This window comes from Pseudoxanthomonas sp. z9 (assembly GCF_006542425.1).
Taxonomy (GTDB): domain Bacteria; phylum Pseudomonadota; class Gammaproteobacteria; order Xanthomonadales; family Xanthomonadaceae; genus Pseudoxanthomonas_A.
In genome coordinates, this window is record NZ_VFID01000004.1 from 320,849 (window position 1) to 340,984 (window position 20,136).

Consider the following 20,136-nt stretch of genomic DNA (forward strand, 5'->3'; position numbering starts at 1 on the left):
CCGTTGTAGGAGCGACGCAAGTCGCGACCGTCAACCCGATTCGGCCATGAAAGCCGGATACCGTTCCATACGGACAGGTGCAAGCGCACGGTCGCGACTCACGTCGCTCCTACAGGAGAATCGATTCGGGTTGCTCAAGCAATGAGCTGGGCGAACTCGGCAGCCGTGACCGGGTAGCCCAGCCAATAGCCCTGGGCCAGATCGCAGCCGCGTTCGCGCAGGATGTTGAACTGGCCTTCCTTCTCCACGCCTTCGGCCACCACCGTGATGCCCAGCGAATGGGCCATGGCGATGATCGCGCTGGTCAGGGCCAGATCGTCCGGATCGCGCAGCATGTCGGCGATGAAGCTGCGATCGATCTTCACGCCGTCGACCGGCACCCGGCGCAGGTGGCTCAGTCCGGAGAAGCCGGTGCCGAAGTCGTCCAGCCAGACCTTCACCCCGGTGCGGTGCAGGGTCGCCAGCAACGCACTGGCATGCGCTTCGTCGGCGATGACGGCGGTTTCGGTGAGTTCCAGGTGCAGGCGCGAGGACGCCAGGCCGGTCTCGCGCAGGCATTCGGCCACCACTTCCGGCAGATCGCCGCTGCGCAGCTGCCGCGGCGAGACATTGACCGACACGAACAGCTGATCCATCGGATCCCGGTCCGCGCTCCAGCGCGCGGCCGCGGTGCATGCCGCACGCAACACCCGCGGGCCGATGCTTTCGATCAGGCCGCTCTGCTCGGCCACGTCGATGAACACCGACGGGGCCACCATGCCCAGCTCGGGATGCTGCCAGCGCAGCAATGCCTCGGCACCGACGATGCGGCTGTCGGACAGCCGGAACACCGGCTGGTACAGCAGGCTGAGCTCGCCGCGCTCCCAGGCGCCACGCAGCTCCTGCTCCATCCGTACCCGCCGCTCCACCGCCTGGTCCATCGCCCGGCTGTAGAAGCGGTAGCAGTTCTTGCCGGCGACCTTGGCCTGGTACATGGCGATGTCGCCGTTCTTCATCAGCGCGGTGGCGCCGGAGGCATCCTCGGGGAACAGGGTGATGCCGATCGACGTGCCCAGGAATACCTGCCGATCCTGGATCACCAGTGGCCGGCCCAATTCGGTGACCAGCTGTTCCGCCAGCCGGGTCGCCACCGAACGCACGTCGCCGTCCTGGATCAGGATGACGAACTCGTCGCCGCCGAAGCGCGCGAGCATCGCGTCGTCGCCGCCCAGTTGCTCGACCGCCTCGCGGATGCGGTTGGCGAACTGCTGCAGCACCTCGTCGCCGGCCTCGTGGCCGAGGGTGTCGTTGACCCGCTTGAAGTCGTCGATGTCGGCGAACAGCAGCGCCAGCTGGCGGCCGGCGCCACGCAGCATCATCAGCCGGTGATCCAGGCTCTCGCGGAACGCCAGCCGATTGGTGAGGCCGGTCAGCGAGTCGGTGTAGGCCATGCGCCGCACGTCGCGATCGTGGCGGGCGATGCTGTCGCTCATGCTGCTGAACGCGCGCACCAGTTCGCCGACCTCGTCGTTGCGGTGGCTGACCGGGCGTTCGCCGTTGTAGTTGCCCACCTCGATGGCGTGCGCGGCTTCGGCCAGTTGCCGGATCGGACGCACCAGGGTGCGCTGGGCGTAGACCATGATGGCCACGCAGGCCACCACCAGCGCGGCCAGCAGCGCCCACACCCAGATCAGGTGGCGATGACCCAGTTCTTCCAGGCGCGTGCGCGCCGCGGCGACGGCGCGGTCCTCGTGCCCGCGCACCGAATCCAGCGAGTACCCCACCCGTACCCCGCCGATGCGCTGGTTGCCGATCATGATCGGCTCGGAGATGTCGACGATCTGCGCCGACCACTGGGTATGCAGTTCCGGCGTGCTGATCGCCTCGTAGGCCAGCGGGTCGCTCATCTGCTGCCCGTAGACCGCGATTTCCTCGGAACCGTCGTGGATGATCCGCCCCTGCGGATCGTAGACCAGCACGTAGCTGACGTCCGGCTCCTTCTGCGCGGAGCGGACCAGCGTGCCGATGGTATCCAGATCGAAGTAGTACAGCGGATTGGCCAGGGCGTCGGCCAGTTGCTCGACGGTGGCGCCGCCATGCCGCCGCAGGCTGTCCTCGGCCATCCCGTGCATGGCCTCGCGGGCCACGCCCGCCACTTCCTGCTGCATCGCCTTCTGCCGGTGCAACAGGGTCGCCAGCAAGCCGATGACCACCGCCAGCATGATGGCCATGGCGGTGAGGAAGCGCGCTTCCAGGCCAAAACGTAGGTTGTTCTTCATTCGACCTGCTCGCGCACGCGGCCCACGCCCTGCCGCAGGTGCTCCAGCGCACGCCGCGAGTCGGGATCCACCGGCAGGAACGCGGTGGTGCGGAAGAACAACCGCATCGCCTCGCGCGCCTGCGGATCTTCGGCGGCCTGCAGCAGCACCTCGCGCAGGCGCGCCTCGACCTCGGGCTCCAGGTCGCCGCGCACCATCTCCAGCGCGCGCGGGTATTCGGGGGTTTCGTGGATGATGCGGAAATCGTTGCGGAACGAGGGCGGAATGCGGCGCACGTCGTTCCAGTCCAGGCTGCTCACCACGCCGGCGTCGACCAGCCGCTTGTGGACCCAGGCCGCGATGTTCAGTTCGGTCCGGGCGAACACGTAGCCGACCGAATCAGGAGCCGGCCGGTCCATCGGCGACAGCAGGATTTCCAGCCGCTGGCCGGCATCCAGCAGTTCCACCGCCGGCGCGAAATAGGCGCTGGTGGAAGCGGTGTTCTGGAACGCGATCGCCTTGCCCTTCAGGTCCTGCAGGCTCTCCAGGCCGCTGTCTCGGCGCACGAAGAACACACCGTGGTAGCGCCCCACCCCGCCACGCTCGGTCAGCGCCAGCGGCCGCGCGCCGGCACGGTCCTGCAACCGCATCGCGGTGCCGGCGGTTTCGGTCACCCAGTCCACCCGGCCACGCCGCAGGTAGCTGATCATCTGCTGGGTATCGCGCGCCATCAGGATGCGCCCCTCGGTGATGCCGACATCGCGCATGCGCGGGATCACGTAGTCCAGCAGCGGCTTGAGCTGTTCGTAGTGGGCCTTGGGATCGTCGCTGATGCGGCCCAGGACAAGCACGTGATCATCGCCGCCGGCGGCATCGGCCGGCGCCACGGCACCCGGCAGGAGGAACGCCCCGAGCAGCGTCAGGACGAATGCGAACCGGGACGTAGGCAACGAGGAGAATCCTTCGAAAAGGTGGTGGGAGCCTAGCCGAAATTGTGACTTTGGGACAGTAGATTACGTGCGCCCGTCGGCCAAACGGGCCATCCGCTGGGCATCCGCCAGCACGCCCCGCAACAGCCTCACTTCCTGTTCGCTCAGATCCGCGCGCAGGAACAGGCGACGCAGTTTGCGCATCGCCGAATCCGGCGTGCGGCCCTTGTGGAAATCGATCTCGTCCAGGGTCTGCCCCAACTGGGTGAAGAAGCCTTCCAGTTGCGCGTGGCTGGCCGGCGCGTCGTCGGGGTGGCGGCTTTCCGACGCCGGGGATGGGGTCTGCCCGCGCAATGCCAGGCGCAGCTCATAGGCCAGCACCTGCACGGCGGCGGCCAGGTTCAGGGAGCTGTACTCGGGATTGGCCGGAATATGGACGGCGGCATGGCACAGCTGCAGTTCCTCGTTGGTCAGGCCGGTGCGTTCGCGGCCGAACACCAGCGCCACCTCGCCTTGCGCAGCCATCGCCACCGCCCGGGCGGCGGCCTGGCGGGGCTCGAACTCCTCCAGTTGCACCCGCCGGCTGCGGGCGGTGCAGCCCAGCACGTAGCGGCAGTCGGCCACCCCTTCGGCCAGGGTGGCCACCACCGGGGCGTCGGCCAGCAGGTCGTCGGCCCCGGCGGCTCTGCGGGTAGCCTCCTCGGCGGGGAACTGCTCGGGCGCCACCAGCACCAGCCGGGCCAGCCCCATGGTCTTCAGGGCGCGCGCTGCGGCGCCGATGTTGCCGGGATGCTGGGTGCCGACCAGCACGATGCGCAGCCGATCGGCCGCGGGAAGGGGGAATTCGGGAGTGTTCATGGGCGCAGATGTTAAACTGTGCGCGCCGGCCCCTGCGCCGCGCCGCTCTTTTCCACCGTCCATACCGCCCCCTGCCTGTTCCGAGGTCCGAAGCCATGCAGAAACCCGCCGTCACCGTCATGGTCAAAGCCGCCCGACTGGCAGGCAACGTCCTGTTGCGCAGCATCAACAAGCTGGACGCGCTGAACGTGGTGCAGAAGGACCGGATGGACTACGCCAGCGAAGTGGACGCCGATGCCGAGAAGGTCATCGTCAAGGAACTCCGCCGCGCCTATCCCGACTACGCCGTGGTCGGCGAGGAAGGCGGCATCCAGGGCCAGAGCCGCTACACCTGGGTCATCGATCCGCTCGACGGCACCAGCAACTACCTGCGCGGCTTCCCGCATTACTGCGTGTCGATCGCGCTGGTCGAAAACGGCGAGCCCACCGACGCGGTGATCTTCGATCCCCTGCGCAACGACCTGTTCACCGCCAGCCGCGGCGCCGGCGCCCAGCTCAACGAGCGCAAGATCCGCGTGGCCGACCGCAAGGATCTGGCCGGCACCGTCATTTGCACCGGCTTCCCGCCGCGCGAGCGCGCCCGCGCCGGCGCCCAACTCGAATGCGTGCGCGAACTGCTGGTCCAGGCCGAGGACGTGCGTCGCACCGGTTCGGCCGCGCTGGACCTGGCCTACGTGGCCTGTGGCCGCCTGGATGCCTACTTCGAAGCGGGCGTGAAGGACTGGGACATCGCCGCCGGCGTGCTGCTGGTCCGCGAAGCCGGCGGCCGCATCTGCGACTTCCGTGGCGCCGCCACCCCGCGCATGGACGGCCGCGGCCCGGCCTCCCGCCAGATCGTCGCCGGCAACATCAAGGTGGCCGAAGCCCTGCAGAAGACGATCGTCAGCTCCGGCTACGCCGCCAGTTTCGACCCGCCGAAGGGCTGAGCCATACCGCTCGACTCCGCCTTGCCCGCAGCGGAGCAAGTTCCACCCTACGAACCAGGAAGGCCGCGCGATGCGGCCTTCTTCTTGTACCCGGATAGGCAAGCTCTCGAATCTCCAATCCCCGTTTTCAACAGCCGCGCGGCCGGCCATCTCCTGCCGGGCACCAGCGGAGCTGGTTCCGCTCCAAAAAAAAGGCCGCGCGATGCGCGGCCTTTTTTCTTGTAGCTGGACGGGGAAACAATCGAATCCCCAATCCCGAATCCCGGCCCTCAGGGCCTGCGCGCCAGCGCCGCCTCGTCCTTGGCCTTGGGCATCAGATCCTGCTTGGTGACCTTCATGAAGCCCATGGTCAGCAGCGGGCAGGCGATGAAGATCGAGGAGATGGTGCCGATCACGATGCCGATCATCTGCGAGATCGCCATGCCTTCGAGCGAACCGCCGCCGTAGATGTACAGCGCGAGCACGGTCAGGAACGCCACGAACGAGGTGATGATGGTGCGTGACAGGGTCTGGTTGACCGAACGGTTCAACACTTCGACCGGATCCACTCGCAGCGAACGGAAGTTCTCGCGCACGCGGTCGAACACCACGATGGTGTCGTTGATGGAGAAACCCATCACCGACAGCAGGCCCGCCAGCACGGTCAGGTCGAATTCGCGACCGGTCAGGGCGAAGAAGCCGGCGCAGATCAGCACGTCGTGCAGGGTGGTGAAGATCGCCGCCAGCGCGAACTTCCATTCGAACCGGAACGCGATGTAGATCAGGAAGCCGACCACCACGAAGATCAGCGCGTACAGGCCGTTCATGGCCAGCTCCTTGCCGACCTGCGGGCTGACGATTTCGCTGCGCAGCTTGGTTGCCGGGTTCTCCGCCGAGGACGCCAGCTTCACCACCTCGGTGGCGGTGCGGTTGGCGGCTTCGGAATCGGTCTGGCCTTCGCGCGGCTGCAGGCGGACCAGCAGATCGCGGCCGCTGCCGAAGGTCTGGACCTGCGCGCCCTGGTAGCCGGAGCTTTCCAGGCGCTCGCGCACGCCGTCCACGTCCGGCGGGTTGTCGAAGCGCAGTTCCACCATGATGCCGCCGGTGAAATCGAGCGCGTAGTTGAAGCCCTTGAACGCCATGGCGCCAACGGCGACCACCGCGAGGATCAGGGCGACCGCCAGCGACACCCAGCGCAGGCGCATGAAGTCGATGTTGGTGTCGTTGGGAACGAGATGCAGCGGAAAGAGTTTCATGGTTCGGTTGCTCTCGTCAGATGGCCAGCGACTTCAGCTTGCGGCGGCGGCCGTAGATCAACGTGGCCAGCGCGCGCGACACGGTCACGGCGGTGAACACGGAGGTCAGGATGCCGACGATCATGGTGACGGCGAAGCCCTTGAGCGGACCGGTGCCGAAGGCGAACAGCGCCACGCCGGCCAGCAGCGCAGTCATGTTCGAATCGAAGATGGTGCCGGAAGCCTTGTCGTAACCGGTGGCGATGGACGCCAGTGGCGGCACCCCTGCCCTCAATTCCTCGCGTATGCGCTCGTTGATCAGCACGTTGGCGTCCACCGACATGCCGATCGACAGCGCCAGGCCGGCGAAGCCCGGCAGGGTCATGGTGGCGCCGAACAGCGACATCACCGCCACCACCATCACCAGGTTGAGCAGCAGCGCGATGCAGGTCAGCAGGCCGAACATGCGGTAATAGACCAGGAAGAAGGCCAGCGCGAACAGGAACGAGTACATCACCGCCTTGGTGCCGCGCTCGACGTTCTCCTTGCCGAGGCTGGGACCGACCACGCGCTCGTTGATGAAGTCCATCGGCGCGGCCAGCGAACCGGCGCGCAGCAGCTTGGCCAGACCATCGGCTTCGGTCTTTTCCAGGCCGGTGGTGATGAAGTTCTTGCCGAACACGCCGTTGATGTTGGCCACCGAGATCACTTCTTCCTTGATCCGGGTGCTGCGCACTTCCTCGCCGTTGACGATGTCCACCTGCGGGATGCGCTCGATGTAGACCACCGCCATCGGCTTGTTCACGTTGGCGCTGGTGAAGTCGAACATGCGCTGGCCGCCGATGTTGTTCAGCGTCACGTTGACCGCCGGCAGGCCGTTCTGGTCGGTCGAGGACTGCGCGCCGACCATCTGGTCGCCGGACACGATCACGCGCTTGTTCAGCAGGATCGGGATCGGCTTGCCATCGGGGCCCAGCTCGCGGCGGTAGTACACCCGCGCCTCCGGCGGCACGTTGCCGCTGGCGACCGCGTCATAGGCGTTGCCGTCGACCGCTGCCCGGTACTCCAGTGTGGCGGTCGCGCCGATCATGCGCTTGGCCTCGGCGGTGTCCTGCACGCCCGGCAGCTGCACGACCACGCGATCGTTGCCCTGGCGCTGGATGATCGGCTCGGCCACGCCCAGCTCGTTCACGCGGTTGCGCAGGGTGGTGATGTTCTGCTCGATGGCGCTGCCGGCGATCTGGTTCAGCTCGCTCTCCGGCAGGCCGATGGTGATGCGCTCGCCTTCCACGTCATAGGTCAGGGCGCCGCCGCCGACCAGCCCGGTGCCGCCGGCATTGGACGAGGCGACCAGGGTCTTGGCCAGCAGGTCGCGCGCCTTGTTGGCGTCCCCGCCCGGCGCCAGGGTGATGGCGATGCTGTTGTCCGGGCGGCGTTCGACCGACTGGTATTTGATGCGGTTGTCGCGCAGGGTCAGGCGGGCGTCCTCGACGTAGGCGTCGACACGCTTGTCCAGCGCGGCCTTCTGGTCGACCTGCAACTCGAAGTGCACGCCGCCCTGCAGATCCAGGCCCTGCACCATCGGACGGGCGCCGAACCGGCTGAGCCAGTCCGGAACCGTCGAGGCCAGGTTCAGCGCCACCACGTAGTTCTCGCCCAGCGCGCCACGCAGGACGTCGTTGGCCTTGGTCTGCGCATCCAGGCCCGGCAGGCGGACCAGCAGGCTCTTGCCGTCCTGGTCATCCAGCGACTTGGTGGCCACGCCGGCCTCCTTGAGGCTGGCTTCGACCTTCTGCCGCAACGCCGCGTCGACCGCATAGCCGCGGTTCGGGGTGATCTGTACCGAGGGATCCTGCGGATAGATGTTGGGCAGCGCGTAGAACACGCTCAGCGCAACGACCAGCAGGATGACGACGTATTTCCAGCGAGGGAATTCAAGCATTGCGGCAACCCGCGCACACCCGTCCCGGGCGCACGCTCAACGATGGTCGGAAGGGAAAATCAGGCGGACTTCAGGGTGCCCTTGGGCAGGACGTTGCCCACGGCGGCCTTCTGCACGCGCACCCGCACGTTGTCGGCCACTTCGATGGTGATGAAGTTGTCGCCGATGTCGGTGATGGTGCCGGCGATGCCACCGGTGGTGATGACCTCGTCACCGCGCGAAAGCTTGTCCAGCATGGCCCGGTGTTCCTTCGCACGCTTCATCTGCGGGCGGATCATCAGGAAGTACATGATGGCAATCAGGATGATCGGCATCAGCAGGCCGAAACCACCCAGGCCACCCTGGGGAGCGCCGGCGGCCTGTGCATGCGCCGGGGCGATCAGAAAATCGAGCAGATTCATGGAGTTATCCGTTCTTATGCGAAAGCAGCCGGGAATTATGCCACGCGGCAGGCATCCCCGTCCCGGCGCCGCGCCGGACCCGGCGGGCTTCGACGGGACGGTGTGAAGACCGTCCCGGCCCGGAAAGGTTCCGCATCCCCCTGTAGAGCGGAGCTTGCTCCGCTGCTCTCCCCCTCACCGCGGCATCCCGCCAAGCCGAGCTGGCTCTACGCGATCGCGGTTACCGGGGAGCTTCCGCCCCGCGGGCGGCATAGAACGCCTGCCGGAAATCGCCGAAGCGCCCCTGTTCGATGGCGGCACGGATGTCGGCCATCAGCTTCTCGTAGTACCAGAGGTTGTGCAGGGTACCGAGCATCGGCGCCAGCATCTCGTTGCAGCGATCCAGGTGGCGCAGGTACGAGCGGGTGAAGCCGTTGCGACAGGCATGGCAGCCGCAGCCCGGTTCGATCGGCTGCATGTCCTTCTCGTACTTGGCGTTGCGGATGCGGACCGTGCCAAACGAGGTGAAGTAGTGGCCGTTGCGGGCGTTGCGGGTCGGCATCACGCAGTCGAACATGTCCACCCCGCGCGCCACGCCCTCCACCAGATCCTCCGGCCGGCCCACACCCATCAGGTAGCGCGGGCGATCTTGCGGCAGGATCGGATGCATGTGTTCGAGGATGCGGTTGCGCTCCTCCTCGGGCTCGCCCACCGCCAGGCCGCCGATGGCGTAGCCGTCGAAACCAATCGCCTGCAGCCCGGCCGCCGAACGATCACGCAGCGGCTCGTGCACGCCGCCCTGGACGATGCCGAACAGCGCCGCGTCGTTGCCCTCGTGCGCGCGTTTGCTGCGCTCGGCCCAGCGCAGGCTCAGTTCCATCGACTTGCGCGCGACCTCCTCGGTGGCCGGATACGGCGTGCACTCGTCGAAGATCATCACGATGTCCGAGTCCAGCACCTTCTGGATGCGCATGCTCTCCTCGGGACCGAGGAACACCTTGCTGCCATCCACCGGCGAGGCGAAGGTCACGCCCTGCTCGGTGATCTTGCGGCGGTGCGCCAGCGAGAACACCTGGAAACCGCCGGAGTCGGTGAGGATGGGTCGGTTCCAGCGCGCGAAGCCGTGCAGGCCGCCGTGCTGCGCGATGACTTCCAGACCCGGGCGCAGGTACAGATGGAAGGTGTTGCCCAGGATGATTTCCGCGCCCAGCGCCTCGATCTGGTCCGGCAGGATGCCCTTCACCGACCCATACGTCCCCACCGGCATGAACGCAGGCGTTTCCACCGTGCCGCGCGGAAAGGTCAGGCGGCCGCGGCGGGCGTTGCCGTCGGTGGTGTCGAGCTGGAACTGGAGTCGGGACATGGGAAGACAGGGACTGGAAAAGGGAGAACTGGATTGCAGCCTTGGTTGTGGGAGCGACGTCAGTCGCGATGGTTTCGGCACCCCGGAAACATCATCGTCGCGACTGACGTCGCTCCCACCGGGGTCATGCCGACGGAAACAGCAGCATCGCGTCGCCGTAGGAGAAGAAGCGGTAGCGTTCGCGCACCGCGTGCTCGTAGGCGGCGAACACGCGTTCCTTGCCGGCGAACGCAGACACCAGCATCAGCAGGGTGCTCTCCGGCAGGTGGAAGTTGGTGATCATCGCGTCCACGCTGCGGATCCGATAACCGGGGAAGATGAAGATGCGGGTCTCGCCGGCGAACGGTTGCAGTTGGCCATCGCGCATCGCCGATTCCAGCGCGCGCACCACGGTGGTACCGACCGCGATCACCCGGCCGCCACGGGCGCGGGTGGCCTGGATGCGCTCGATCAGCGCCGCGCCGACATTCAGCCATTCGCTGTGCATCTGGTGCTGGCGGACATCGTCCACCCGCACCGGCTGGAAGGTGCCGGCGCCCACGTGCAGGGTGACATGGCCGAATTCCACGCCGCGTTCGCGCAGCGCCGCCAGCAACGGTTCGTCGAAATGCAGGCCGGCGGTGGGCGCGGCGACCGCGCCCGGTTCGCGGGCGAACACGGTCTGGTAACGCTCGTCGTCGTCGACCCCCGCCTCGCGCTGGATATAAGGCGGCAGCGGCAAGCGGCCGGCCTGCAGCAACCAGCTTTCCAGGGTCGCGGGCACGTGGAAGCGCAGGTGGTAGAACTCGCCGTCCCGGCCCAGCACCTCGGCCTCGCCGCCGGCGTCCAGGGCGATCCGGCTGCCCGGCCTGGGCGATTTGCTCACCCCCACCTGGGCCCGTGCCTCGTTGTCGGGCAACAGGCGCTCGATCAGGATTTCCACCCGCCCGCCGGTTTCCTTCTGGCCGAACAGCCGCGCCGGAATCACCCGGGTGTCGTTGAACACCAGCAGATCGCCCGGCGCCAGCCATTCCGGCAGATCCCGGACCTGGCGGTCGGCAAACGCGGCATCGCCCGGCGGAACCACCAGCAGGCGGCTGGCCGAACGCTCCGGCAGCGGCGCCTGGGCGATCAGCGCCTCAGGCAGGTCGAAATGGAAATCGGATTTCTTCACGTGGGGACGGCTCGGGGAAGCCGTCCATTGTAAGGGAGCCGGTCGCGGCGGGCGTTTCCGTCCCTGCCCGGCCCACGCCGGCATTCAGCGCTCGAACTTGGTCGACAGCACGATCGACGAGGTGGTGCGCTCGACACCGTCGATGGCGCCGATGCGATCGGTCAGCAGGTCCATGCCGTCCACGGACGGCACCACGCCCACCGCGATCAGGTCGTACGCGCCGCTCACCGACTGCAGCAGGCGCACTTCCGGCATTGCGCGCAGCGAGGCGACCACCGAAGTCATCTGCTTGGGATGCACGGTGATCATGATGTGCGCGCGGATGTGCCCGCGCTCGTAGTCGTCATGCACCCGCACGGTGTAGCCGCTGATCACGCCCTCGCGCTCCAGCCGCTCGATCCGGCTCTGCACCGTCGTTCGCGACAGGTTGAGCCGGCGCGCGATCTGGGCAGTCGAGGCGCGCGCATTGTCGCGCAACAGGCTGAGCAGCAACTGGTCGGTCGCGGAGATCTTCATTTCAGGGCACTCGCCTCGTCGATTCGACGAAATCTACAGAAAATTCGTGCAAATCATAACTGTCAAACGACGAATTTATCCACATAATAGAGGTTTGCCGTCCTTTTCGGAGAACACCATGGCCCTCCTCGACCTGCTCGCCCCCCTCCGCGCCCATGCGGGCAAGCGCCTGACCACCGGACTGGACGACGCCACCCTCGAGCGTTTCGCCGCCGGCCACCTGGCCCTGGTCGCCGCCATCGAGGCCGCCGCGGCCGAACACGCCCGCCTGAAGGACGAGTTCGCCGAGCTGTTGGACCTGGACGAGGAAGCGCAACTGCGCGCCGTCCAGGCCGGCTACGTCAACTTCTATCCGGACGACGCGGTCAACCCGTACGTGGCACTGGCCGCGCGCGGTCCGTGGGTGGTGACCCTCAACGGCGCGGTGCTGTACGACGCTGGCGGCTACGGCATGCTGGGCTTCGGCCACACCCCCGAGCCGATCCTGGCGGCGATGGCGCGTCCGCAGGTGATGGCCAACATCATGACCCCGAGCCTGTCGCAGCTGCGCTTCGACCGCGCTTTGCGCAAGGAAATCGGCCAGACCCGCGGTGGCTGTCCCTACGCGAAGTTCCTGTGCCTTAACTCCGGCTCCGAGTCGGTCGGCCTGGCCGCCCGCATCGCCGATATCAACACCAAGCTGCAGACCGACCCCGGCGCCCGCCACGAGGGCCGCGCGGTCAAGCGGGTGGTCGTGAAGGGCAGCTTCCACGGCCGCACCGAACGTCCGGCGCTGTATTCGGATTCCTCGCGCAAGACCTACCAGCAGCACCTGGCCAGCTACCGTGACGAGGATTCGCTGATCGCCATCGAGCCCTACGATGTCGAGGCGCTCAAGCGCGCGTTCGCCGACGCCGAAACCAAGGGCTGGTTTATCGAGGCGGTGTTCCTGGAGCCGGTGATGGGCGAAGGCGATCCGGGCCGCTCGGTGCCGCCGGTGTTCTACGCCGCCGCGCGCGAGCTCACCCGCCAGCACGGCAGCCTGTTCCTGGTCGACTCGATCCAGGCCGGCCTGCGCGCCCACGGCGTGTTGTCGATCGTGGATTACCCCGGCTTCGAGGGCCTGGACGCGCCCGACATGGAAACCTACTCCAAGGCGCTCAATGCCGCGCAGTACCCGCTGTCGGTGCTGGCGGTCGGCGAACGCGCCGCCGGCCTGTACCGCAAGGGCGTCTACGGCAACACCATGACCACCAATCCGCGCGCGCTGGACGTGGCCTGCGCCACCCTGGAACAGCTCACACCGCAGGTCCGCGAGAACATTCGCGCCCGCGGCGTCGATGCGGTCGCCCGCCTCGAGAAACTGAAGGACGAACTGGGCGGCCTGATCACCAAGGTCCAGGGCACCGGCCTGCTGTTCTCCTGCGAACTGGCCCCGCAATTCAAGTGCTACGGCGCCAATTCCACCGAGGAATGGCTGCGCCAGCACGGCATCAACGTCATCCACGGCGGCGCCAACTCGCTGCGCTTCACCCCGCATTTCGCGATGGACGCCGACGAACTGGAACTGCTGGTGTCGATGGTTGGCCGCGCGCTGCAGGAGGGTCCGCGCAACACCCAGGCCGCGGCGGCCTGATCCCCCCCGGACCGCATTTTCCTCGTGGGCGGACACCCCTGGCGGTGTCCGCCTTTTTTGCGCGCGGCGTCCGTGGAGCGGAGCTTGCTCCGCTGCCCGGGCTCCCCGCCCTCCCGCGCGGGCAAGCCCGCGACTACGGCTTGCGCTTCGCCTCGTTGAACCGCGCCATCACTGCCTGGATCAACGCCCTGGCCTCGGCCGCGTCGCCATAGCCGTTCAACCGGACCGGATTGCGCCCCCTGGGCAGATCCTTGTACACACGGAAGAACGCCTCGATGCGATCGCGCTCGATGGCGGGCAGGTCGGCGAGATCACGGATGCCGGCGTAGGTGGGATCCACCTTGTCCGTCGGCACGCCGATGATCTTCTCGTCGGTCTTGCCGTCATCGACCATCCGCAACACGCCAATCGGCCGGAACCGGATCAGCACGCCGGGATGCAGCGGCTCGCGGGTCAACACCAGCGCATCCAGGGGATCCCCATCCCCTGCCAGGGTGCGCGGCATCGAACCGTAGTTGGCCGGATAGGCCACCGGCATCGACTGGAAACGATCGACGAACAGCAATCCTTCTTCGTTGATCTCGTACTTGGTGAAACTGCCGGCCGGTATTTCCACCGCCAGCACCGCTTCTTCCGGCACCTTCGGCGATTGCGCGGCCAGGAACGGGTGGACCACCGTATCGCCGGCCTGCGCCAGCGATGCGCCCATCAATCCCGCAAGCAGGACGACCGCGCGGCTCATTGCGCCGGCGTGCAGGCGGGCAGCTTCAGCGCCCGCGCAATCGCCTGCCAGTCGAACGCGGCGACGGCCTTGTCGTCATCCACCGCGTAGAACACGCCTTCCGGGAAGCGCTTGTCGACGGTCTGATCGAGCCACACGCCGTCGGTGTTGGCGGTGCGCTCGCCGGTGAAGGCACCCAGGTGTTCCAGGCTGAGGCGATCGAACACATGGAACACGCTGCGATCCTTGAACTGATCGGTGGCGATCCAGAAGCCGGTGCCGCCCGCGCACTGCGCCAGCGCCATGCCCTCGGCCTGCGCCTTGAACAGATCCGCGCCGATATCGCGCCCGCGATAGCGGCCGTCCAGGCCGTATTCGCGCAGGCGGGTACCGGTGGCAACGTCCTCTTCCGCCAGCAGCAGGCGATCATTCGACACGTCGCCGAACACCGACTCGGCGATGCGGATCGCACCGGCTTCGGAGGTGTCGCCGAAGGTGCCCGTCAACGTCGCCGCCCAGCCCTGCGGCACGCGCCGCAACTGGTAGCGCTTGAACCGGCGATCCAGTTCCGCCAGCGGTGGCGGCAGGTCCTCGTTCTGCGGTGACATGTAGTTGTCGCTGACGATGACCTCGTAGCTGTCCTTCTGCGGGCGCACCCACAGGCCGTAGGGCTGCTTCAGGTCCTCGGCGCCAAAGCTGAGCAGCGGCTGGAATCCCGGCAACTGGAACAGTTGCACGCGATGGTTGTCGCGCTCGACCACCAGCACCAGATCGTCAATCACGGCAATGCCGTTGGGACGCTGGAGCTGGCCGGCGCCCGTACCCGGTCCCCCGACCGTGCGCAGGCGTTCGCCACTGACGCCGTCATAGACGATCAGCTGATCGGTCGCCTTGGCGGTGGCGATCAGCCAGCGCTTGCCATCCGGCGAGCGCCAACTGGCCGGCGAGTCGACGTTGTCGGCCGGCGTGTCGGCGGTCAGGAAGGCCTCGGGCACCACCACGTGCGGAATCATCGCCTCGCTCAGCAGCGGGTCCTTCTCCACGTTCTCGTCCGGCTCGCGGTCGGCCACCGTTGGCGCGACGCCGGCGCAGCCGGCCACGGACAGGATCGCCAGCAGGCTGGCGAGTGCGTTCAAGCGATGCGACATGCGTTTTCCCCTGGAGCGGTTGACGGTCAACAAACCGCAATGTTCTACGCATCGATCATGACGTTTTGGTTGCATCGCAAGACATTCGCCGACGTGCCATCTGACGGTCATATTGCCGCCATCTAAGGCCCGTAGAAATCGCCGTTTATCTTCACACGGGGAAAACACGACGATGAAACGCACCGCCCTGGCCATCGGCCTGTCACAGGCATTGCTCTGCGCCGGCATGATCAGCGCCATCCCGCTGGCGCGAGCGCAGGCCATGCCCGATGGCGGTGGCGGCGCCTCCGCCGCGCCGGCGGAGGACCCCAAGCAGCTGGACACCATCGTCGTCCAGGGCGAAATCGCCTATCGCAACCGCACCGACGACATCTCCCCCACCCTGTCCTACGACCTGGAGTACTTCCAGCGTTTCGAGCCGAACACCGTGGGCGACATGCTCAAGCGCGTGCCCGGCGTGACCTTCGTCGGCTCGGACATCATGGAATTCGACGGCGCGATGATGCGTGGCATGGCCGCCGGCTACACCCAGGTACTGATCAACGGCAAGAAGGTACCCGGCGCCGGTGACGACCGTTCCTTCTGGGTGGACCGCATCCCGGCGGAAATGGTCGATCACATCGAAATCCTGCGCAGCAACAGCGCCAACCGCAGCGGCGACGCCATCGCCGGCACCATCAACATCGTCCTGCGCGACGCCTACGTGTTCGACGGCAGCTACCTGCGCATCGGCGCCAACCGCTGGTACGACGGCGAGGTGAACCCGACCTTCGGCGCGGTGACCAGCGTCGACGCGCTGGGCGGCCGCCTGCTCGCCGGCATCAACGTGCAGGACCGCTACCGCTCCAAGGTCAAGCGCTCGGACCGCTTCGCCGACCCGTCCCGGCAGGAACTCGTGAGCTGGGAAGACCAGACCGAGGTCAAGGACGGCCGCGACTACTCGGCGAACGTGTCCTACACCGCCGACATCGGCGAGACCGGCCGCCTCAGCATCGATGGTTTTTACGTCAAGACCGACCGCGACATCACCGAGGTCTCCCATGAAGTGGAGTACGACGACGAAGACATCATCGACTCGCGCGTGCCCGGCTTGAATCCGATCGACCAGCGCAACTGGGGCATCGGCACCGAGTACACATTCGACATGGCCGGCGGCACCACCGAGCTCGACCTCGATTACGCGCGTTTCGAGGACGACAGCGCCGAGAGCGAGGAAAAACATGAGTACGTCAATGGCGAATGGGACGCTTCCGAAGCCGAATCCCAGGCCGTGGACGCCAAGGACACCGAGACCAGCTTCAAGATCGCGCACAAGCGCCCCGCGGGCGGCGCCGAACTCGAGTTCGGCGTGGACTGGCGGCGCAAGAAGCGCGACGTCACCTACACCAACTACGCCTGGGAAGCCGAGAATGAAGGCGATCCGGTGGCCTATGAACCGGACGGCGTCATCGGCTCGCTGATCGAGGAAACCCGTGTCGATCCCTACCTGATGCTTTCGGGCAAGGGCCAGGCGTTCTCCTGGGAAGCCGGCCTGCGCTACGAGACCACCCGTTCGGACATCCGCTACCAGGAGGATGGCGATGTCGCCGGCTCCGCCAGCAAGGACTACAACGAACTGCTGCCCTCGCTGCACCTGAAGTGGGATCTGGATGAAGCCACCCGCATCAGCCTGTCGTTGGCCAAGAGCGTGAAGCGCCCGAACTTCAACGAGCTGATTCCCGCCCTGCTGGACGGCGAATACGGCGACAACGACTACATCGGCAATCCGGAACTCGACCCGGAAACCGCCAACGGCATCGACCTGGGCTTCGAGCGCCGCCTCGGCAAGCATGGCGTGGTGGGCCTGAACTTCTTCTACCGCGACGTGAAGAACCTGATCGAACTGGTCAACACCGGCGAACTCAGCGAGGACGCGCAGGACAAGTACGCCGAGGACCTGGAGGAATTCCTGGCGGAGAATCCCGGCGCGACCGAGGATGATTTCCAGTTCGACGCCGAGAGCTGGCTGTTCACCTCGGCCAACGTCGGCGACGGCAAGGTCTACGGCGTCGAGTTCGATCTGTCGACCCCGCTGACCGCACTGGGCATGCCGAACACCGGCGTCTTCCTCAACTACTCATACCTCAACAGCAAGATCACCGATTTCATGGGTGAGCGCCGTTTCAACGACCAGGCCAAGAGCGTCTACAACGTCGGTTTCATCCAGGACCTGCCGTCGATCGGTGCCAGCTTCGGCGCCACCTATCGCAAGCAGGGCGATGCCTTCAGCCGCATCCTGGCCGAGGAAGTGACGGTCAAGTATGGCGATGATCTGGAAGTGTTCGTCGAGAAACGCTTCGGCAAGACCATGTCGATGCGCCTGACCGCCGCCAACCTGCTGGACGCGTCCAAGGACGAGTTCTTCCACAAGTTCGACAACCAGGCCGACCAGATCGATCGCGACTACGACGAATACGAACTGGAAACCGAGGAAGCCGGACCGAGCTATCAGTTGGTCATGCGCTGGGCGTTCTGAGCACGGCCCTCCCCGTGCCCAGTGGAAGCCGGCGCAAGCCGGCTTCCTTTTTTGTGGCTTTGACGGCTTTGATGCAGACTTTCGCCACCCGTCACCACCGCAGGCCGCCATGAAGACCGTCGAAGTCCGCCATCCCCTCGTCCAGCACAAGATCGGCCTGCTGCGCGACGCCTCCCTCAGCACCAAGGGTTTCCGCGAACTGGTGACCGAACTGGGCACCCTGCTCGCCTACGAGGCCACCGCGGACCTGGAGACCGAGGAGGCGACCATGCCGGGCTGGGCCGGGCCGGTCCAGGTGCGCAAGATCGCCGGCGCCAAGATCACCCTGGTCCCCATCCTGCGCGCCGGCCTGGGTATGCTGCCCGGCGTGCTGGCGCTGATTCCGGCCGCCAAGGTCAGCGTGGTCGGCCTGCAGCGCGACGAGGAGACCCTGCAGCCGGTGCCCTATTTCGAACGCCTGACCGGCCGCCTGGACGAGCGCGACGCGCTCATCCTGGATCCGATGCTGGCGACCGGCGGCACCCTGATCGCCACCATCGACATGCTCAAGCGCGCCGGCGCCAAACGTATCAAGGGCATCTTCCTGGTCGCCGCGCCCGAGGGCCTGGCCGCGCTGGAAGCGGCCCACCCCGACGTCGAGGTCTATACCGCCGCCATCGACGACCATCTCAACGACAAGGGCTACATCCTGCCGGGACTGGGTGACGCCGGCGATCGCATCTTCGGCACCCGGGTCGGCTGAGCCTCAGCGACGGATCCAACGCTCGGCCTCGGCCGGGCCGGCGGCATCTGCAGACAACACCCGGCCTGCTTCGGCGTCGCCCAGTACTTCCGCCTTGAGGAAGGCGGTGCCGATATCGCGCGCGCGCCGGTACAGCGCTTCCGGCTGGCCGCCGATGAGGTTGTGGTCGCCACCGGCCAGCACCACGGCGTACTTGTCGCCTGCGGGTGCGCTTTCGACCGGATACAGGTGGTCGCGCGCATCGCTGACGAAACCCGGCACCAGGTCCTTGTCGCCGGTCACCAACAGGACCGGCACCGCGACGGACGCATAGGCCGAAGGCGTGACGAGTCCGGGAATCCGGCCCGGCGAGGAATACCCCACCACGGCCGTCACGCTGGGGTCGCGCAACGGCGCGAGCTCAGCCAGCGCCCCGCCCAGGACCAGCGACACCAGCGTGCCGTAGCTGTGCCCGGCCGCCGCCACCGGCACACCGGGCCAACGCGCGGCCACATAGGCACTGGCCGCCTTCATGTCGGCCATGCGCTCGCCGAAGCCCTGCTGCATGGAGAACTTGTCGCGGTCAGGATGCTTCACCGAGTCCACGTGCAGCGGCGCGACCACCGCGAAACCGGCGTCGCACCAGGTTTGCAGCAGCGCGTCGTAGCGTTCCGGCCACGCGCCATGGCCGCTCGAGAACAGCACCACGCCACGAACATGTTCCGGTTCCCACACCGCCATCGGGGTCGTGCGCTGCGGCGACACCTGCAACGGTACCGTCGTTGTCGGCGCCGCAAGGACGGCCTGAAGGCCGGCGAAAGACAACAGCACGGCCGCCAATGCCCGGCGGAACAGGAAACGCTGGCTCATCTGAAGATCCCCTTGGAAAGTGGGATCAGTCTGTCGGAACCCCGCGTTTCAGGCAGGTGCCTGTTGTCATCAATCGCCGGTGCCGGAAGTCATTTCATGCCGCCAACGGGCGGGCGCGCAACTCCGGCAATTCGTGCGCCACACCGAACTTGCCGCGTTCGTCGCGGGTGACCTGGGCCAGCGCGCAGTCCGGATCGTGGGTAAAAAACAGGTGCACGTTGCGTGCGAGTTTGTCTTCCAGGAATACGCGCTTCTCGTCAATCAGAAGTTCGGCGTTGCGGTCATAGCCCATCGTGATCGGTACGTGCACCCACGAGCGTCCTGGAATGAGGTCCGCGCAGAACACGACGCCGCCGTGCGGCGCGCCGTCCACCCGTTCCGGCCCCACGATTTCGGCCAGCATCAGTCCCGGCGTATGCCCGTCGCTGAAACTGAAACGCACGCTGTCGCCCAGCACGCGGGAGTGTTCGCCTTCCACCAGTTCGAGCCGGCCACTGGCTTCCAGCAACCCCTGTAGCTCCGGAATGAAACTGGCGCGATCACGCGGATGCGGCTTCAATGCCCGCTGCCAGTGCGCCTTGCCGACCACGAAGGTCGCGTTGGGGAACAGCAGTTCCGGTGCCTGGCCTTCGCTCCATGGCGCCAGCAGCCCGCCGGCGTGGTCGAAATGCAGGTGACTCAGCACCACCACGTCGATGTCCTCATGGCCGAAGCCGGCCTCGCGCAGCGAGTCCAGCAGGACGTGCCGTTCTTCCTGCACGCCGTAGCGCTCGCGCATTTTCGGATCGAAGAACGCGCCGATACCGGTTTCGAACAGCACGGTCTTGCCGTTGAGCGGGCTTGCCAGCAATGCCCGGCAGGCCAGCGGCACCCGGTTCTGTTCATCGGGCGCCAGCCATTTGGACCACATCGCACGCGGCGCGTTGCCGAACATCGCGCCGCCATCGAGTTTCTGGGAATTGCCGAGAATGGACCAGAGTTTCATGGTGCCGATTCTACTCCCGAGGGGGCCAGGGGACCTGAAGACG

17 protein-coding genes are annotated in these 20,136 nt (G+C 66.7%); 4 read left to right on the forward strand and 13 right to left on the reverse strand.

Annotated features, from left to right (window positions below):
- Positions 1-134 precede the first annotated feature (134 nt).
- The 3 genes from FG323_RS06025 to FG323_RS06035 all read right to left on the reverse strand — a co-directional run bounded on the left by FG323_RS06025 (position 135) and on the right by FG323_RS06035 (position 4,024).
- Positions 135-2,258, reverse strand: a complete 2,124-nt coding sequence (locus FG323_RS06025; RefSeq protein WP_141453619.1) for a GGDEF domain-containing phosphodiesterase — start codon at positions 2,256-2,258, stop codon at positions 135-137.
- Positions 2,255-3,136, reverse strand: a complete 882-nt coding sequence (locus tag FG323_RS06030; protein WP_141453792.1) for a phosphate/phosphite/phosphonate ABC transporter substrate-binding protein — start codon at positions 3,134-3,136, stop codon at positions 2,255-2,257. The genes FG323_RS06025 and FG323_RS06030 overlap by 4 nt, the downstream gene beginning before the upstream one ends.
- 114 nt (positions 3,137-3,250) lie before the next feature.
- Positions 3,251-4,024: an RNA methyltransferase gene (locus tag FG323_RS06035; RefSeq protein ID WP_141453620.1), complete on the reverse strand. Its 774-nt coding sequence runs from the start codon at positions 4,022-4,024 to the stop codon at positions 3,251-3,253.
- Positions 4,025-4,119: 95 nt separating this feature from the next.
- Between FG323_RS06035 and FG323_RS06040 the strand changes: the two genes are divergently transcribed.
- A complete protein-coding gene (locus FG323_RS06040; RefSeq protein WP_141453621.1) occupies positions 4,120-4,950 on the forward strand; it encodes an inositol monophosphatase family protein in 831 nt (276 codons plus the stop codon).
- A 269-nt stretch (positions 4,951-5,219) separates the two neighbouring features.
- Here the strand turns inward: FG323_RS06040 and secF are convergent, their stop codons facing one another.
- The 6 genes from secF to FG323_RS06070 form a co-directional block, all read right to left on the reverse strand.
- Positions 5,220-6,185: a protein translocase subunit SecF gene (gene secF / locus FG323_RS06045; protein WP_141453622.1), complete on the reverse strand. Its 966-nt coding sequence runs from the start codon at positions 6,183-6,185 to the stop codon at positions 5,220-5,222.
- Positions 6,186-6,201: 16 nt separating this feature from the next.
- On the reverse strand, positions 6,202-8,106 hold the full coding sequence (secD, locus tag FG323_RS06050) for a protein translocase subunit SecD (RefSeq protein WP_141453623.1): 1,905 nt from the start codon (positions 8,104-8,106) through the stop codon (positions 6,202-6,204).
- 59 nt (positions 8,107-8,165) lie between these two features.
- Positions 8,166-8,507, reverse strand: coding sequence for a preprotein translocase subunit YajC (gene yajC, locus FG323_RS06055; RefSeq protein WP_141453624.1), 342 nt, complete (start codon positions 8,505-8,507; stop codon positions 8,166-8,168).
- Between the two features lie 220 nt (positions 8,508-8,727).
- Entirely contained in the window at positions 8,728-9,849 is a 1,122-nt protein-coding gene (tgt, locus tag FG323_RS06060) for a tRNA guanosine(34) transglycosylase Tgt (RefSeq protein WP_141453625.1), read from the reverse strand.
- A 124-nt stretch (positions 9,850-9,973) separates the two neighbouring features.
- Positions 9,974-11,002 carry a tRNA preQ1(34) S-adenosylmethionine ribosyltransferase-isomerase QueA gene (gene queA / locus FG323_RS06065; RefSeq protein WP_141453626.1) on the reverse strand — a complete coding sequence of 343 codons (1,029 nt, stop codon included), beginning with the start codon at positions 11,000-11,002 and terminating at the stop codon, positions 9,974-9,976.
- An 84-nt stretch (positions 11,003-11,086) separates the two neighbouring features.
- Positions 11,087-11,518 (reverse strand): Lrp/AsnC family transcriptional regulator, encoded by a 432-nt coding sequence (locus FG323_RS06070; protein ID WP_141453627.1) that lies wholly within the window; start codon positions 11,516-11,518, stop codon positions 11,087-11,089.
- A 118-nt stretch (positions 11,519-11,636) separates the two neighbouring features.
- Here FG323_RS06070 and FG323_RS06075 point away from each other — a divergent pair, with 118 nt between their 5' ends.
- Entirely contained in the window at positions 11,637-13,133 is a 1,497-nt protein-coding gene (locus tag FG323_RS06075) for an aminotransferase class III-fold pyridoxal phosphate-dependent enzyme (protein ID WP_141453628.1), read from the forward strand.
- Between the two features lie 133 nt (positions 13,134-13,266).
- Here the strand turns inward: FG323_RS06075 and FG323_RS06080 are convergent, their stop codons facing one another.
- Complete coding sequence (locus FG323_RS06080; RefSeq protein WP_141453629.1) at positions 13,267-13,875, reverse strand: inorganic diphosphatase; 609 nt, start codon at positions 13,873-13,875, stop codon at positions 13,267-13,269.
- Positions 13,872-15,002 carry a phytase gene (locus FG323_RS06085; RefSeq protein WP_141453630.1) on the reverse strand — a complete coding sequence of 377 codons (1,131 nt, stop codon included), beginning with the start codon at positions 15,000-15,002 and terminating at the stop codon, positions 13,872-13,874. The genes FG323_RS06080 and FG323_RS06085 overlap by 4 nt, the downstream gene beginning before the upstream one ends.
- Before the next feature lie 172 nt (positions 15,003-15,174).
- On the opposite strand from FG323_RS06085, the gene FG323_RS06090 reads away from it, so the two are divergent.
- Positions 15,175-17,517, forward strand: coding sequence for a TonB-dependent receptor (locus FG323_RS06090; protein ID WP_141453631.1), 2,343 nt, complete (start codon positions 15,175-15,177; stop codon positions 17,515-17,517).
- Between the two features lie 109 nt (positions 17,518-17,626).
- Positions 17,627-18,259 carry a uracil phosphoribosyltransferase gene (gene upp, locus FG323_RS06095; RefSeq protein WP_141453632.1) on the forward strand — a complete coding sequence of 211 codons (633 nt, stop codon included), beginning with the start codon at positions 17,627-17,629 and terminating at the stop codon, positions 18,257-18,259.
- 3 nt (positions 18,260-18,262) lie between these two features.
- Here the strand turns inward: upp and FG323_RS06100 are convergent, their stop codons facing one another.
- Both FG323_RS06100 and FG323_RS06105 read right to left on the reverse strand, forming a co-directional pair.
- Entirely contained in the window at positions 18,263-19,108 is an 846-nt protein-coding gene (locus FG323_RS06100; protein ID WP_141453633.1) for an alpha/beta hydrolase, read from the reverse strand.
- A gap of 94 nt (positions 19,109-19,202) precedes the next feature.
- Positions 19,203-20,093, reverse strand: a complete 891-nt coding sequence (locus FG323_RS06105; protein WP_141453634.1) for an MBL fold metallo-hydrolase — start codon at positions 20,091-20,093, stop codon at positions 19,203-19,205.
- Between the last annotated feature and the right edge of the window lie 43 nt (positions 20,094-20,136).

Coding starts and splice junctions, on each gene's coding strand:
- tgt (WP_141453625.1), bottom strand. CDS start 9,849: ATGTCCCGACTCCAGTTCCAGCTCGACACCACCGACGGCAACGCCCGC.
- FG323_RS06085 (WP_141453630.1), bottom strand. CDS start 15,002: ATGTCGCATCGCTTGAACGCACTCGCCAGCCTGCTGGCGATCCTGTCC.
- FG323_RS06025 (WP_141453619.1), bottom strand. CDS start 2,258: ATGAAGAACAACCTACGTTTTGGCCTGGAAGCGCGCTTCCTCACCGCC.
- secD (WP_141453623.1), bottom strand. CDS start 8,106: ATGCTTGAATTCCCTCGCTGGAAATACGTCGTCATCCTGCTGGTCGTT.
- FG323_RS06075 (WP_141453628.1), top strand. CDS start 11,637: ATGGCCCTCCTCGACCTGCTCGCCCCCCTCCGCGCCCATGCGGGCAAG.
- FG323_RS06070 (WP_141453627.1), bottom strand. CDS start 11,518: ATGAAGATCTCCGCGACCGACCAGTTGCTGCTCAGCCTGTTGCGCGAC.
- FG323_RS06080 (WP_141453629.1), bottom strand. CDS start 13,875: ATGAGCCGCGCGGTCGTCCTGCTTGCGGGATTGATGGGCGCATCGCTG.
- FG323_RS06035 (WP_141453620.1), bottom strand. CDS start 4,024: ATGAACACTCCCGAATTCCCCCTTCCCGCGGCCGATCGGCTGCGCATC.
- FG323_RS06040 (WP_141453621.1), top strand. CDS start 4,120: ATGCAGAAACCCGCCGTCACCGTCATGGTCAAAGCCGCCCGACTGGCA.
- secF (WP_141453622.1), bottom strand. CDS start 6,185: ATGAAACTCTTTCCGCTGCATCTCGTTCCCAACGACACCAACATCGAC.
- yajC (WP_141453624.1), bottom strand. CDS start 8,507: ATGAATCTGCTCGATTTTCTGATCGCCCCGGCGCATGCACAGGCCGCC.
- FG323_RS06100 (WP_141453633.1), bottom strand. CDS start 19,108: ATGAGCCAGCGTTTCCTGTTCCGCCGGGCATTGGCGGCCGTGCTGTTG.
- upp (WP_141453632.1), top strand. CDS start 17,627: ATGAAGACCGTCGAAGTCCGCCATCCCCTCGTCCAGCACAAGATCGGC.
- FG323_RS06090 (WP_141453631.1), top strand. CDS start 15,175: ATGAAACGCACCGCCCTGGCCATCGGCCTGTCACAGGCATTGCTCTGC.
- FG323_RS06105 (WP_141453634.1), bottom strand. CDS start 20,093: ATGAAACTCTGGTCCATTCTCGGCAATTCCCAGAAACTCGATGGCGGC.